Genomic DNA, 13,626 nt, shown 5'->3' on the forward strand with positions numbered 1-13,626 from the left:
CACGGCGAGGACCGGCGAAACCCGTGGCGGCCGGCGTGTCGATCCCGACGCCGCCCGTTCGTATGGAGGGTGGAGGGGGCAGCGGGCCCCCAGGACGAGGAGGATCGCATGAGGCAGTACCTGATCAGCATTTACCAGCCGGCCGGCGCGGGGACGCCCGCCCCGGAGTTCCTCGCCGAGGTGATGCGCAAAGTCGACGCCATCGGTCGCGAGTTGAAGGAGTCCGGGTCCTGGGTCTTCGGCAACGGCCTGCACGCGCCGGAGACCGCGACCGTGCTGCGCCCCAAGGGAGAAGAGGTGCTGGTCACCGACGGGCCGTTCGTCGAGGGCAAGGAGTACCTGGGCGGCATCACCATCATCACCGCGCCCGACCTCGACGCCGCCCTGGAGTGGGGCCGCCGGTACGCCGTCGCGACGACCCTGCCGATCGAGGTCCGCCCGTTCCAGGGCGAGGTATGACGGATCCGGCCGACGTCGAACGGATCTTCCGGGCGCAGTACGGTCGCGCGGTTGCCGTCCTGGTCCGCGTGCTCGGCGACATCGGGCTCGCCGAGGACGCGGTCCAGGACGCCTTCACCACCGCGGTCGAACGCTGGGCGGTGGACGGTTCGCCGCCCAGCCCGGCCGGCTGGATCATCACCACCGCCCGGAACCGGGCCGTCGACCGGCTGCGCCGCGAGGCGTCCCGCGCCGACCGGCACGCCCAGGCCGCCCTCCTGCACGCCCCCGACCCGCCCGCCGAGGAAGGCCCCGTGCACGACGACCGGCTTCGCCTGATCTTCACCTGCTGCCACCCGGCGCTGGGCGTCGCCGCCCGGGTCGCGTTGACCCTGCGGCTGCTCGGCGGTCTGAGCACCGCCGAGATCGCCCGGGCCTTCCTGGTACCGGAGGCGACCATGGCGCAGCGCCTGGTCCGGGCCAAGGCCAAGATCCGCGACGCCGGCATCCCGTACCGGGTGCCGCGCGACGCGGACCTGCCGGACCGGCTACCGGCGGTGCTGGCCGTGGTCTACCTGGTCTTCAACGAGGGGTACGCCGCCAGTTCGGGGCAGCGGCTGGTCCGCGCCGAGCTGTGCGCCGAGGCGATCCGGCTGGGCCGGCTGCTGGCCGAGCTGATGCCGGACGAGCCGGAGGTGCTCGGGCTGCTCGCGTTGATGCTGCTCGTCGAGGCGCGGCAGGTCGCGCGTACCGGGCCGGACGGCGTGCTGGTGCCGCTGGGCGAGCAGGACCGGGACCGGTGGGACGACGCCCTGACCGCCGAGGGGCAGGCGCTCGTGCGCCGCTGTCTGCGGCGGGACCGGCCCGGCCCGTACCAGATCCAGGCGGCGATCAACGCCGTGCACAGCGACGCCCCGACAGCGGCCGACACCGACTGGGCCCAGGTCCTCGCCCTGTACGACCAGCTCATGGCGTACTCGCCGGGGCCGGTGGTGGCGCTGAACCGGGCGGTCGCGCTGGCCGAGGTGGCCGGGCCGGGGGCCGCGCTCGCCCTGGTCGACGCGCTGGACCTGGCCGGCTACCACGTCCTCCACGCGGTCCGCGCCGACCTGCTGCGCCGCCTCGGCCGGCCCGGCGAGGCCGTCGCCGCCTACGACGCGGCGATCGCCAACACCGACAACGACGCCGAGCGGGCGCACCTGTGCCGCGCCCGGAATCTGCTGGCCGGCCACGCCTGAGGTGACCGTCGTGGCCGCCCCCGGCGCGCGACGCTCAGCCGGCCGCCGGCGGCGGGACGGTGATGGACCGCTTGAGGATCTTGCCGGTGGGTCCCTTCGGCAGGGCCGGCACGATCCACACCTGGCGCGGGTACTTGTACGCCGCTATCTGCGCCTTCACGTGTTCCCGCAGCTCCTCCGGCGTGGCCGACGCCCCGGGACGCAGCGCGACCACCGCCACCACCTCCTCGCCGAGGGTCGGGTGCGGGGTGCCGAGCACCGCCGCCTCGGCGACGGCCGGGTGCTCGTAGAGGACCTCCTCGACCTCGCGCGGGTACACGTTGAAGCCGCCCCGGATCACCAGGTCCTTGGTGCGGTCGACGATGCGGTAGTAGCCGTCGGCGTCCCGGGTGCCCAGGTCGCCGGTGCGGAACCAGCCGTCGACGATTGCCTCGGCGGTCGCCTCCGGCCGCCGCCAGTAGCCCTTCATGATGTTGTGGCCACGGATGACGATCTCGCCGACCTCGCCGGTCGCGGCCGGCGTGCCGTCGGCGGTGCGCACGTCCATCTCCACCCCGTCGATCGGGGTGCCGATGGTGCCCGGCCTGCGCGGCCGGTCCGGATGGTTGAACGAGGCGACGGGGGAGGTCTCGGAGAGGCCGTAGCCCTCCAGGATCACGCAGCCGAACTTCTCCTCGAACCGGCGCAGCAGCTCCACCGGCAGCGCCGCCCCACCCGAGACGCAGGTCCGCAGCGCGGACAGGTCCGGCTCGTCGTCGCCGGCGGCGGCCAGCAGCGCCGCGTACATGGTCGGCACGCCGGCGAAGATCGTGGCCCGCTCGCGGACCAGGATCTCCAGCGCCTGCGCGGCCTCGAAGCGGGGCAGCAGGGCCAGGCCGGCTCCGGCCGCGACCGCGCAGTTCAACGCGACGGTCTGGCCGAACGAGTGGAACAGCGGCAACGCGCCGAACACCACGTCGTCGGGGCCCAGTTCGAGCAGGGTCGACCGGGTGACCTCGACGTTGCGGCGCAGGTTGTCGTGGGTCAGCTCGGCGCCCTTCGGCTGGCCGGTGGTGCCGGAGGTGTAGAGGATGACGGCGGTGTCGTCGCCGGCCCGCTCGGTCAGCCCGGCCGCCGGCTCGTACCCGGCCAGCAGCGCGGCGAAACCGTCGGGCGTCACGGCCGTGCTCACCCCGTCGGCCCGGTCGACGCCGGCCTGCTCGGTGGTGTGCCAGGCGAGGATGCCGCGCGCCCCGGAGTCCTCCAGGAAGTAGTCGACCTCCCGGGGCTTGAGCAGCGGGTTCATCGGTACGACCACCGCGCCGGCGCGCAGGATGCCGTAGTAGCCGACGGCGAACTCGGGCACGTTCGGCAGCATCAGCGCCACCCGGTCACCGGGGGCCACCCCGTGCGCGCGCAGGTAGCCGGCGCACCGGGCCGAGGCGTCGTCCAGCTCGGCGTAGCTGACCGTCCGGTCGCCCAGTTTGAGGGCCGGCCGGCGCGGGTCACGGGCGGCCGAGTCGACCAGGATCGAGGCGAGGTTCGTCATCTGCTGCTCCTTCACGCGCCGGTCAGGTGCCGGACGATGGCGGCGGCCGGGCCGTCGGTCATCAGGATCGTGTAGTGGTTGGCGTCGACCAGTTCGGTGACCAGGTGCGGCGCCCGTTCCTGCCAGTACGTGACGAGTGGTTCCGGCAGCAGCCCGGGGGCCTGGCCGAACATGCCACGCGGGGCGTGCAGCAGCACCACCGGGACGGTCAGCCCGACCAGGTCGGCCCCGAACGAGTCGGCGTCGACCAGCAGGTCCCGGCCGTCCGCCCGGACCGCTTCCCCGCTGACCCGGGAGCGGATCGCGCCCGCCTCGCCGGTGGCGTCGTACCGGACGTACTCGGTCATGTCGTCGGTCCACTCCGTGGCCAGTGCGGGGTGGGCGCGGAAGAACTCGACGTACGCCTGCTCGGAGGGGAACGTGTCGCTGAGCCGGGCGATGGCCGGGCCGAGGGTGGCCACGAGGACCGCGTCCGGGTCGGCGCCGGCGGGCACCGGCAGCGGCAGGCCGCCGTCGACCAGCACCAGCCGGCTGAACAGCTCGGGCCGGCGGGCGGCGGCGCGCAGGGCCGCGTACGCCCCCATGGACTGGCCGACCAGCGCGACCGGCCGGCCCTGCCCGAACTGGACGGCGGCCGCGCAGAGGTCCTCGGCGTGCCGGGACATGCCGTACGGGCCGGGCGCTGCGGCGCTGCCGCCCCGGCCACGCAGGTCCAGCGCGATCAGGCTCCAGTCGGCTGGCAACTGCCGGGCGACGGCCCGGTAGGCCATGCCGGAGGCGGTGATGCCGTGCGCGGCGACGGCGATCTTCGGGCCGGTGCCGAACCGGAGGGCGGTCAGCGTGCCGTCCGGCACCTCGACCTTCACCTGTTGCATGGGTCAACCTTTCCTGAGGGATGCCCGGTCAGCCGCGGGGGAGCGGACTGCCGACGAGACGCAGCGCGAAGCCGACGAAGGCGTCGGCGACCTGCTCACGGGTGTACGGCTGGTCGGGGCCGAACCAGTTGGCGACGCGCATGCCGAGGCTGCCGATGGCGATGCCGGTGAGCGCCACGTCGCCGACGTCGAACGCGCCGGAGGCGGCCCCCCGCTCCAGCACGGCCCCCAGCAGTTGCCGGGCCTCCTCGCGCAGCGCGAGCGCGGGCGCGGCGCGTTCCGGCGAGAGGGCGTGCAGCTCGTGGTTGGCGACCAGGGCCAGCAGCGGGTGGTCGGTGTGCACCAGGACCTGCGCCCGGACCAGGGCGGCGAGCTGCGCCGCCGGATCGTCGCCGGCCCCCGCGTACGCCTCGCCGAGGCGGTGCCGCAGCTCCTCGTGGCCGAGCCGGATCAGCTCGGCCAGCAGGTGCTCCTTGCCGGGATAGTGCGCGTAGAGGGTGGCCGAGTTGATGCCGACCACCCGGGCGATGTCCCGGATCGAGGCGCCGTGGAAGCCGTACTCGGCGAAGAGCTTGAGCGCCGCCTGGAGGATGCGTCCGCGGGTGCCGGGCGGGGTGACGCCCTCGGGCAGGTCGGCGGCGACGGCGGTGAGTCGACGGGGGTCCCAGGGGGTCTGCGTCACCGGCGGCGCTCCTTCGGGGTCGTCCCAACCGAACGATTGGTTGACACCGTAGTGGACCGGGCGGATAGTGACCACCATCACTTTCCCAACCGATCGATCGGTAGTCACACCGCCCAGCAGAGGAGCACGGTCATGCCCGATCCGGTTCCCGCGCGGCGTTTCCCCACCCGGGCACGCCGTATCGCCGCCACCCTTCTCGTCGCCCTGCTCGCGCTGGTGGCGGCCCCCGCCACCCCGGCCCGCGCCGCGACCGGCGGCTACTTCCACGGCACCTACACCAACCTCGCCGGCACCCGTGACTACCACGGCTACCTGCCCTCGACCTACCGCACCGGCACGCCGATCCCACTGCTGGTCGCGTTGCACGGCTGCACCGAGAACGACGTCGGCTTCGACCTGCTCACCGGGCTCAGCGCGCTCGCCGAGCGGCGCGGCTTCCTCGTCGTCTTCCCCGACCAGTCCACCTTCGCCAACCCGGCCCAGTGCTGGAACTGGCCCCTCTCGATCAACCAGCACCGCGGCCTGGGAGAGCCGTCGATCATCGCCGGCATCACGAACCTGATGCGCTCGCGCTACACGGTCGATCCCGCCCGGGTGTACGTCACCGGCGTCTCGGCCGGCGGTGTCATGTCCATGATCATGGCAGTGACCTACCCGGACCTCTACGCCGCCGCGGCCACCGTCGCCGGCTGCGAGTACGAGTGCGACGTGCTCCGGCTCCGTACGCCCGACCAGGCCGGCCTCGACGCCTGGCGGGAGATGGGCAGCCGGGCCCGTCCGGTGCCCGTGCTGGTCTTCCAGGGCGGCGCCGACCTGGTGGTGCCTCCCGTCACCGCCGACCGGATCGTCGGACAGTGGGCGCAGACCGACGACCTGGCCATCGACGGCCGCGACGACGACGATGTCACCGCCACTCCCACCCTCGTCGAACGCGGGCAGGTGCCCGGCGGTCGCAGCTTCACCCACTCGATCCATCGTGGCCCGGACGGGACGGTGCTGATCGAGAAGTACCTGATCGACGGGGCCGGGCACGTCTACCCGGGCGGCTGCTGGTGCAGCCTCTACGGCGATCCGTCCGGTCCGGACGCCAGCGGCCTGAGCTGGGACTTCTTCGTCGCCCACCCGCGCGCCTGACACCGCGTGCGGCCGGTCAGTCGAACAGCCGGTGAAAACCCGATCTCCAACACATGATTTACACATCCATCATGGGTAGAGTGGCGCGGTGCAGAACGGAGTGCAGGCCCAGGTGCCGGTGCTGTACGTCGCGGACCTGGACGCCGCACGTCGCTTCTACGAGCGCTTCGGCTACTCCGAGCTGCGCGGCGGGGGCGACGGCGAGTCCCGCTGGTCGTACCTGCAGTGCGCGGAGCTGACCCTGCTGCTCGCCGCGGTCACCCCCCGCCTGATCACCGTCGAGCTGCCCCTGCTCATCTACCTCTACGTCGACGACCTCGACGCGACGACCGACCGCCTGACCGCCGTCGGGTACGCCGTCGAGCGGGCCGGATACCCCGAGCACGCCCCGGGCGGCGAGTGCCGCACCACCGACCCCGACGGCAATGTGATCGTTTTCGGACAGCGCCGGGCCGTACCCGAGCAGGCGCGCGGCCCGCAGGACGGCCGGCAGGCCCGGTTCTCGCTGATCCGCGAGGCCGCGAAGCGGGTCGGTCAGCGGGGCGGCGCGCCGCCCCGCTGCCAGATCGGCGGCCCGCGCGGCGAGGCGTGCGCGGCGCCGGCCGAGCTGAAACTCGCCGACTCCTGGGGCGACACGGTGTGGGGCTGCCTGGCCCACGCCGACGAGATCCTGCTCAACGTGCGGGGCGTGTTCCTGGCCACCGAGGACGGGCTGGGACTCAGCGCGTTCCTGCGCGCCCGGCAGGCCCAGCCGGGCGGCGTGACACAGGGCTGAACCGCCTCAGCGCCGCTCCTCCCGGCCCGGCTGCGGCGGGCCGCCCTCGGCCGGCGGGGCCCCGGCGGCCCGCCCGGCCGCGTCCGTCGTGCTCCCGGGTGCCTTCCTCGTCGGCCCGGCCGCCTTCGGTGCCGACCCGGACGGCTTCGCCGCCGCCCCCGATGTCTGCTGCGGGACGATGTCGATGGCGGTGAACGGCTCGAAGATTCCCGCCTGACGGTCCCGGTCCCGCATCAGGTCGGCGCTCCACCGCGCGGCGGCCTGCCGTTCCGCGGCCATGTGCCGCCGGGCCCGGGCCAGCTCCTCGCTGATCGTTTTCGCCTCCTCGCCGCCGGCCGGGTCGTCGACGAACTCCTTCGCGATCGTCACCCAGCGGCGGTTCAGCTCCTCGGCGTACCGGGCCCGCTTCAGGTACAACTCGTACTGGCACTCCAACTCGATCATGCGTTCCCAGTACGGCCGCAGCGCCTGCCGGACCCGCTCGTCGTGGCGTACCCACACCTCCGGTCGGCACTCGACGGTCACCCCGCCGTGCGTGTACCGCCACGGCTCCTCCGTGGCGAACGCCGCCTGGAGGGCCACCTCCAGGTCGCCCGCCCGGTGCGGGGGCAGGTCGCGGGCCCGGTCCGCCGCGGCCCGCCGCAACCGCTGGATCACCGCCGGCAGGAAGTACCGTGCGTACCAGGTCAGCGACTCCGTGCGCAGGCCGGTCGCCGACCAGGTGAGCACGGCCCGGACACCGAACGTGAACACATGCCCCTTCGCGGCGACGGTGATCGGGCCCGCCATCTCCCGGTATTCCACGACCTCGTCCAGCGGGGGAGACAGCACCTCGCCCTCCGCCGCCGCCTGCAACCTCCGCCAGGCCGGCAGCAGATGACCCCACAGCGTACGCACGACCGCCAGCAAACGCGGGCCCGCTCGGCGGGCCTGTTCGCGCCCTCGGTCGATCCACCGCTGCCGCCGGCCCGGCGAGTGCGCCTTCCCGCCCGACGCGTCGGTCATGTCACCCCTCCTCCGCACCGTCAGCCGGTGCCACCGTCCGGCGGCGGGTGACTGGTCGAGGGGTGTCGCGCCGTCGGCGCGGACCAGCCGGGACGTGTCGACGATGACGAACGTCGACCCACGCTAACAAGGCGGACGGCCAGCCGCCCGCAGCCGCGCGGGCGCACCGCGCGCACCCACGAAGTCATCCTCGGTGGCTTGACCGGGTGGAAAGCGGGCCGCCACACGATTCGACCCGAGATGGAGTCGGGTAGTGGCCACGGCTGGGGTATCGCCGTGCGCAAGAGGCACCCTCGCCCGAGGGTGCCTCTTGCGAATTGCATTGCTGGTTGTCGTTCGGAGTCAGCGGATCGTCAGCGAAGCGGGATCCCGGCGAGACGAGCGGCCTGCTGACCGCCGAGCACCGGCAGGGAGATGTGACTGACCTTGGTGTTGACCGTGATGGTCGGGCGCGAGGTGAGCGTTTCGGCCGAGTAGCCGCGGTAGCTGCCGACGATGATGACGCCGATCCGGTTGCCGGCGGAGAAGACGTAGTCCTCCGGCAGTAGCGGAATACTCATCTCGTATGTCGTGCCCGGTGTCATGGGCTCGGCGGCCTCGATCGAGTTGCGGTTCCGCCCGTCGAGGATCCCCTTGCTCACCCGCCACTGCGTGACGTTGGTCGGCCGGTACGCAACGGGCCGGTAGCACCCGTCGTCGAACGGGCTCGACTCGCCGTAGCACTCCTCGGGCAGCGTCGTCTGGAGGATTCCGTCGCCGGTCCGGCTGTTCTGCGTGCTCGGCCCATACTCGACGAGGATCGCCCCGAGGTAGGCGCTGTCGAGGCTCGACGACGCGGTCAGGCTGACCACGGGAGTGCCGGAGATACGCAGGTCCTCGGCGAGCGGCGGGGACAGGAAGGCCAGGCGGTTCGCGTTCGACCGGCTCGGGTTGTCGATCATCGTCGCTTCGGTCTGGCTGGGGTTGTCGACGAACGAACGGGTCGTCGGCGCGCCCGTGGCCGGGGTGAGTGCGAGGTCTCCGGCGCTGTCGGCACCCGGGCGCAGCCAGATGTTGACGTTCCCGGTGCGGGGGATCGGCCAGTCGGCGTGCTGCTCCCAGACGCCGACGGACGGTTCCACGTCGACCTTCGGCTCGCTCATGATCCCGTTGTTGATCCCCTGGAGCCAGTAGTCGAACCAGTGGTGGAGCGTGTCGACCCACACGTCCCGGCGGAAGTCGAACGGATCGATGTGACCGACCCGCCCGACCCACAGCTTGCGCGGGATGTCGTACGTCTTCAGCGCCTGCCAGTACTTGCTGAAGTGGTCGGCGCGGACGTTGTCGTCCTGGATTCCGTGGACGAGGAACACGCTGGCCTTGATTTTCGCGGCGTCGTCCAGGTAGTTCCGCTCGTGCCAGAACGGCGTGTAGTCGCCGTGTTCGTCGCCGTCGTTGGCCGCCATCTCCTTCCAGACCGGCGCGCACCTGGCCTGACGCGCCGGGTCGTCAGCGGTGATGGTCCGGGCGAGCGACACCAGGTAGTCGTTGCCACGCGTCACGATCCCGTTGCTGCGGGTGTAGTCGTAGTAGTTGTAAGGCCCCGAGATGGGGACAACGGTGGACAGGCCGTCAACACCGGACGCCGCCGCGGCCATCGCCAGTGACCCGTCGTACGACTTTCCGATCATCCCTGACTTGCCGTTGTGCCAGTCGGCCACGACCCGGTGACCGTTGGAGTCGTGCCCGTCGCGGCGGCCGTTGAGCCAGTCGATGACCGTCGGTCCGGAGGCGTTCTCGTTCGCGCCCTGGATCGTCGGGCAGCCGGTGGAGCCGGCCGTGCCGGCCATGTCGACGAGCGCGACGGCGTAGCCACGGGGCACGAAGTAGTTGTCGTAGAACAGCGGCCACCGGTCGAGGAGGCCATCACCGTCGAGGTCGGCCTTGAGTTCGGACTCGTTGCCGCGCCCGAGAGTCGTGTAGTACGGGCTGTTGTCGATGATGACGGGCACCTTCAGGCCCTGCTCGGTGGCGGCCGGCCGGATGAGGTCGACGCGGATGACGTCCTTGACGCCGTCCCGGTCGCTGTCGAAGTCGGTCTCGACCCAGACCCGCTCGCGGATGGCACTGGCGTAGCCGAATGCCGGCTGGGTGACTCCGTCCTCCACGACGATCGTCGGCGTCTCGACCCGCTCGGCGGCGACCGCCGGCGCCGTCACGGTTAGCAGCGCTATCGCTGTGCCGACCGAAACGATCGCCCTCATGTTTCCTCCCTCATCCGGTGCGGACGGCGCTCACCTGGCGCGCCGACTCGATCACTAAGCGCACCCTAGAAAGAGGTCGATTGATCGTCATCAGGCAGATGCACGAAGTCCGCGGCGTGCCGCATGGACATCTGCCGAGACGCCGCGCCGGCTGTCGCTGACATCCAGGTCAACGAGATTCGGCCGCCGCGTGGATTCCGCCTCAGTCGAGCAGGGCGAGGAAGCGGCGCAGGGCCGGGTTCGTACTGTCGCGCGGCCAGGCCAGGGCAACGTCCACGGTGGGCGTCGGGGCGGTGAACCGGCGCAGCCGTACGCCGCGCAGCCGCAGCGCGCGGGCCCGGCCGGCGGGGACGGCCGCGACCACGTCCCCCTGTGTCACCGCCCGCAGCAGTTGCTCGTCGTCCGGCTCCTGTCGGACGAGCCGGAAGCCACCGCGCGGCCAGACCTGGGCGATCGTCCGGTCGAACATGCCGGGCCCGTTCTCGCGCGGCCACATCACGGCCGGCAGGTCGACCACCTCGGCCCGGCCGATCCGGCGGCGGCCGGCGGCGAGGGGGTGGCCCGCGGGCAGGGCCAGCAGCAGCTCCTCGGTGTCGACCGCCCGGCAGGCCAGCGCCGGCTCGTCGACCGGTGGGCGGACGAACGCCGCGTCGAGCCGGCCGGCGAGCAGGCCGGCCACGTTCGGCGCCGTCCAGGCCGTCTCCGGGACCACCTCGACGTCCGGGTGGGCGGCCCGGAACCGGGCGACCAGCGCGTCGACCCGGCCGCCGCGCGCTGATCGGGTGTACGCCAACCGGAGCCGGCCGCCCCGCCCGCGTACCAGATCCCGGATCCGGGAGGTTCCCGCGTTTACCTCGGCGAGCAGCCGGTTGGCCTCGTCGGCGACCCGCGCCCCCACCTCCGTCAGCGTGCAGCCCCGGCTGGTGCGGTGCACGAGCGGCACGTCGAGCTGGCGTTCCAGGGCGCGGATCTGCTGGCTGAGCGCGGGTTGGGCGATGCTCAGCCGGGCGGCGGCCCGGGTGAAGTGCAGTTCCTCGGCGAGCACCGCGAAGTAGCGCAGCCGCCGCAGATCCGACCAGGCGTCCGGGATCGGCGTGTCGGACATGGACCAATCATAAGCACCGCTTATCGCCGGCTGCCCGATTCGTCTTGGACGGCGGGCCACCGCGACAGCGACGATCCGAGGCCAACGACACTAGCGAGGGGAGCGGACGATGACGGCAGCGACGGACGTGGTGGTGGTCGGCGGCGGGGTCATCGGGCTGACGGCGGCGGTCACCATTCAGCAGCGGGGCGCGCGGGTGACCGTGCTGGCCGCCGACGACCCGGCGGACACGGTCTCCACGGTGGCCGCCGCGGTCTGGTACCCGAGCCACACCGACCAGGACCCGCGGGTGCTGCGCTGGGCGGTGGAGACGCACCGGGAGCTGGGCCGTCAGGCGGCGGACGGCGTGCCGGGGGTGGTCGACCGGCCGACCCGGATGCTGCTGCGCCATCCGTACGCCGAGCCGCCGTGGTGGGCGGAGGCGTGCGGGGACCTGGTGGCCGAGTCGGCGCGGGCGCCGTACACGGCGCTGCTGCGGTTCACCGTGCCGATGGTGGAGATGACGCCGTACCTGGCCTGGCTGCGGCAGCGGTTGACGGCCGGCGGCGGCCGGGTGCTGCGCCGTCGGGTGCGACGGCTCGTCGACGCGTACGACACCGCGCCGGTGGTCGTCAACGCGACGGGGCTGGCCGCCGGCCGGCTCGCCGCCGACCCGGCCGTGCATCCGGTCCGCGGGCATCTGGTGCTGGTGGCGAACCCGGGGCTGACCGTCTCGGTGCGCGACGAGGACGACCCGGCCGGGATCACGTACGTGCATCCGCGCCGGTACGACGTGGTGCTCGGCGGCACGTACCAGCGGGGGGTGGGGCACACCGCGCCCGACCCGGACACGGCGGCGGCGATCCTGCGTCGTTGCGTCGCGCTGGTGCCGGAGTTGGCCGCCGTGCCGGTGCTCGGCGAGCGGATCGGGCTGCGGCCGGCCCGCCACGGCGGCCCCCGGGTCGAGATGGACCCGGACCCGGCAGGCCCGCCCGGCAGCCGGCTCGTGCACGCGTACGGCCACGGCGGGGCGGGGGTCACCCTGTCCTGGGGCTGCGCCGCCGAGGTGGCGGACCTCGCCCTGGGCGGCTGAGCGACCTCCCGCACGTCGCCGACCCGGTGGAGCGGCCGGCCGCCGTCGGTGATCGTCCGGGCCGAAAGCGCGTACCCGTTCCGGTGTCGATCGACCGATCCGCACGCGGTGGCGACCCCGTCCTTGGGACACTGCGCCGGTGGACGGACCTGCGCGGACCCCGGCCGGGCCGGAGGGTTCGGCCGGGTCGGGGGCGAACGACGGCAGCCGGTGGTCGCGCATCATCATGCTCGGCGCGCCGGGCTCCCGGGGGACCCGCCTGGAGCTCTTCTACGACCTGGTCTTCGTGCTGGCGTTCCTCAACGTCACCCACCTGACCGCGAGCCACCCGTCCTGGATCAACCTCTATCAGGCCCTGCTGGTGCTGGCGTTGCTCTGGTGGTGCTGGACCGGATTCGCCGGCCTCGGCAACATGGTCCGCGCCGACCAGGGTGTGCTGCCGGTGGTCGGTTTCGTCACCGTGGCCGGCATCTTCCTGCTGGTGCTGAGCATCCCGCGGGCGTTCGTCGGCGAATCCACGGGGCTGAACGGTCCGCTCGTCTTCGCCGGCTGCTACTTCCTGGTCCGGGCCGCGCAGCTCGCCGTCTTCGGGTGGGTGGCCCGGTCCGACCGGGCCGCGTTCCGGCGCTGGCTGAAGCTCGCCGCCGTGGCGGTGATCGCCACCGCGCTGCTGGTCGCCGCCGGACAGGTGCCGCACCGGGTCGCCGACTCCACCGTGGCGACGGGGCTGCAGCTCGGGTTCTGGACGGCGGCGGTGCTGGTCGAGTACGTGGCGGGGATCGCGCTCGGCGGTTCGTACTGGGTGGTGATCTCCGCCGGGCACTGGGCGGAGCGGCACGCGCTGATGATCCTGATCGCGCTCGGCGAGTCGATCATCACGCTGGGGCTGGGGTGGGTGGGGGGCAACGCCCCGCCGCTGACCGTGCCCGTGATGACCGCCGCGGTGCTCGGCATCGCGACCGCCGCGGTGCTCTGGTGGGCGTACTTCGACACCCTGGCCTTCGGGGTCGAGCAGGTGATGCACCACGCCCGGGAGCCGGCCACCCGGGCCCGACTGTCCCGCAACGCGTACACGTACCTGCACCTGCCGATGATCACCGGGATCATCTTCTTCGCGCTCGGGCTCAAGGATCAGCTCTCCGAGGCGGCCTCACCCAGCACGCCGCCCTGGGGCGAGCCGCTCGGCGGTTTCCGGATCATCGTGCTGTACGGCGGCGTCGCACTCTACCTGCTCAGCCTGGCCGGCTGCGCGCGGTTGGCGCTGCGGACCGTGCACTGGCCGCTGCTGGGGGCGGTGGTGGTGATCGTCCTGGTCGCGCCCGCGGCGGCCCGGCTGCCGGAACTGGTGGCGCTGGTGATGCTGGCGGCGTTGTGCGTCGGCGCCACCGTCGCGGAGACCCTACGCGAGGACGGGCTGCGCCGCCGGATCCGGGGGCTTGCGCTGGAGGAGCAGGTCGCCGTCGAGGGGGCGGAGAGCGAGTGGCGCCGCCGCCACCTGTGACCGCCGGTCGCGAGCGGTGCCCCGGTGTCA

12 protein-coding genes are annotated in these 13,626 nt (G+C 73.0%); 6 read left to right on the top strand and 6 right to left on the bottom strand.

Annotation, left to right across the window (positions count from 1 at the left end; genetic code table 11):
- Positions 1-108: 108 nt before the first annotated feature.
- Complete coding sequence (locus GA0070621_RS09045) at positions 109-459, top strand: YciI family protein (protein ID WP_091193288.1); 351 nt, start codon at positions 109-111, stop codon at positions 457-459.
- Positions 456-1,676: an RNA polymerase sigma factor gene (locus tag GA0070621_RS09050; RefSeq protein WP_091193291.1), complete on the top strand. Its 1,221-nt coding sequence runs from the start codon at positions 456-458 to the stop codon at positions 1,674-1,676. Before GA0070621_RS09045 ends, GA0070621_RS09050 begins: the two co-directional genes overlap by 4 nt.
- 34 nt (positions 1,677-1,710) lie before the next feature.
- On the opposite strand, the gene GA0070621_RS09055 is transcribed toward GA0070621_RS09050, so the two are convergent.
- From GA0070621_RS09055 to GA0070621_RS09065, 3 genes are read right to left on the bottom strand one after another with little or no spacing between them, the layout of a single operon-like run.
- Positions 1,711-3,204 (bottom strand): long-chain-fatty-acid--CoA ligase, encoded by a 1,494-nt coding sequence (locus tag GA0070621_RS09055; protein ID WP_091202222.1) that lies wholly within the window; start codon positions 3,202-3,204, stop codon positions 1,711-1,713.
- Positions 3,205-3,215: 11 nt separating this feature from the next.
- Positions 3,216-4,079: an alpha/beta fold hydrolase gene (locus tag GA0070621_RS09060; RefSeq protein WP_091193295.1), complete on the bottom strand. Its 864-nt coding sequence runs from the start codon at positions 4,077-4,079 to the stop codon at positions 3,216-3,218.
- Between the two features lie 28 nt (positions 4,080-4,107).
- Positions 4,108-4,761: a TetR/AcrR family transcriptional regulator gene (locus tag GA0070621_RS09065; RefSeq protein ID WP_167666732.1), complete on the bottom strand. Its 654-nt coding sequence runs from the start codon at positions 4,759-4,761 to the stop codon at positions 4,108-4,110.
- A 132-nt stretch (positions 4,762-4,893) separates the two neighbouring features.
- On the opposite strand from GA0070621_RS09065, the gene GA0070621_RS09070 reads away from it, so the two are divergent.
- A complete protein-coding gene (locus tag GA0070621_RS09070; RefSeq protein WP_091193300.1) occupies positions 4,894-5,895 on the top strand; it encodes an extracellular catalytic domain type 1 short-chain-length polyhydroxyalkanoate depolymerase in 1,002 nt (333 codons plus the stop codon).
- Positions 5,896-5,983: 88 nt separating this feature from the next.
- Positions 5,984-6,670, top strand: coding sequence for a VOC family protein (locus GA0070621_RS09075; protein WP_091193302.1), 687 nt, complete (start codon positions 5,984-5,986; stop codon positions 6,668-6,670).
- 6 nt (positions 6,671-6,676) lie between these two features.
- On the opposite strand, the gene GA0070621_RS09080 is transcribed toward GA0070621_RS09075, so the two are convergent.
- From GA0070621_RS09080 to GA0070621_RS09090, 3 genes are all read right to left on the bottom strand, one after another.
- On the bottom strand, positions 6,677-7,675 hold the full coding sequence (locus GA0070621_RS09080) for a hypothetical protein (RefSeq protein WP_091193305.1): 999 nt from the start codon (positions 7,673-7,675) through the stop codon (positions 6,677-6,679).
- A gap of 353 nt (positions 7,676-8,028) precedes the next feature.
- Positions 8,029-9,918 (bottom strand): CocE/NonD family hydrolase, encoded by a 1,890-nt coding sequence (locus GA0070621_RS09085; RefSeq protein WP_091193308.1) that lies wholly within the window; start codon positions 9,916-9,918, stop codon positions 8,029-8,031.
- 202 nt (positions 9,919-10,120) lie between these two features.
- A complete protein-coding gene (locus GA0070621_RS09090; protein WP_091193312.1) occupies positions 10,121-11,023 on the bottom strand; it encodes a LysR family transcriptional regulator in 903 nt (300 codons plus the stop codon).
- 109 nt (positions 11,024-11,132) lie between these two features.
- Here GA0070621_RS09090 and GA0070621_RS09095 point away from each other — a divergent pair, with 109 nt between their 5' ends.
- Both GA0070621_RS09095 and GA0070621_RS09100 read left to right on the top strand, forming a co-directional pair.
- Positions 11,133-12,095 carry an FAD-dependent oxidoreductase gene (locus GA0070621_RS09095; RefSeq protein ID WP_091193315.1) on the top strand — a complete coding sequence of 321 codons (963 nt, stop codon included), beginning with the start codon at positions 11,133-11,135 and terminating at the stop codon, positions 12,093-12,095.
- Positions 12,096-12,321: 226 nt separating this feature from the next.
- Positions 12,322-13,596, top strand: a complete 1,275-nt coding sequence (locus GA0070621_RS09100; protein ID WP_197674007.1) for a low temperature requirement protein A — start codon at positions 12,322-12,324, stop codon at positions 13,594-13,596.
- Positions 13,597-13,626: the final 30 nt, after the last annotated feature.

The organism is Micromonospora narathiwatensis, assembly GCF_900089605.1.
Taxonomy (GTDB): Bacteria; Actinomycetota; Actinomycetes; order Mycobacteriales; family Micromonosporaceae; genus Micromonospora; species Micromonospora narathiwatensis.

What these genes read in the sequence shown, in the direction of transcription:
- GA0070621_RS09045 (WP_091193288.1), top strand. Translation starts at nt 109, where the DNA reads ATGAGGCAGTACCTGATCAGCATTTACCAGCCGGCCGGCGCGGGGACG.
- GA0070621_RS09050 (WP_091193291.1), top strand. Translation starts at nt 456, where the DNA reads ATGACGGATCCGGCCGACGTCGAACGGATCTTCCGGGCGCAGTACGGT.
- GA0070621_RS09055 (WP_091202222.1), bottom strand. Translation starts at nt 3,204, where the DNA reads ATGACGAACCTCGCCTCGATCCTGGTCGACTCGGCCGCCCGTGACCCG.
- GA0070621_RS09060 (WP_091193295.1), bottom strand. Translation starts at nt 4,079, where the DNA reads ATGCAACAGGTGAAGGTCGAGGTGCCGGACGGCACGCTGACCGCCCTC.
- GA0070621_RS09070 (WP_091193300.1), top strand. Translation starts at nt 4,894, where the DNA reads ATGCCCGATCCGGTTCCCGCGCGGCGTTTCCCCACCCGGGCACGCCGT.
- GA0070621_RS09080 (WP_091193305.1), bottom strand. Translation starts at nt 7,675, where the DNA reads ATGACCGACGCGTCGGGCGGGAAGGCGCACTCGCCGGGCCGGCGGCAG.
- GA0070621_RS09085 (WP_091193308.1), bottom strand. Translation starts at nt 9,918, where the DNA reads ATGAGGGCGATCGTTTCGGTCGGCACAGCGATAGCGCTGCTAACCGTG.
- GA0070621_RS09090 (WP_091193312.1), bottom strand. Translation starts at nt 11,023, where the DNA reads ATGTCCGACACGCCGATCCCGGACGCCTGGTCGGATCTGCGGCGGCTG.
- GA0070621_RS09095 (WP_091193315.1), top strand. Translation starts at nt 11,133, where the DNA reads ATGACGGCAGCGACGGACGTGGTGGTGGTCGGCGGCGGGGTCATCGGG.
- GA0070621_RS09100 (WP_197674007.1), top strand. Translation starts at nt 12,322, where the DNA reads ATGCTCGGCGCGCCGGGCTCCCGGGGGACCCGCCTGGAGCTCTTCTAC.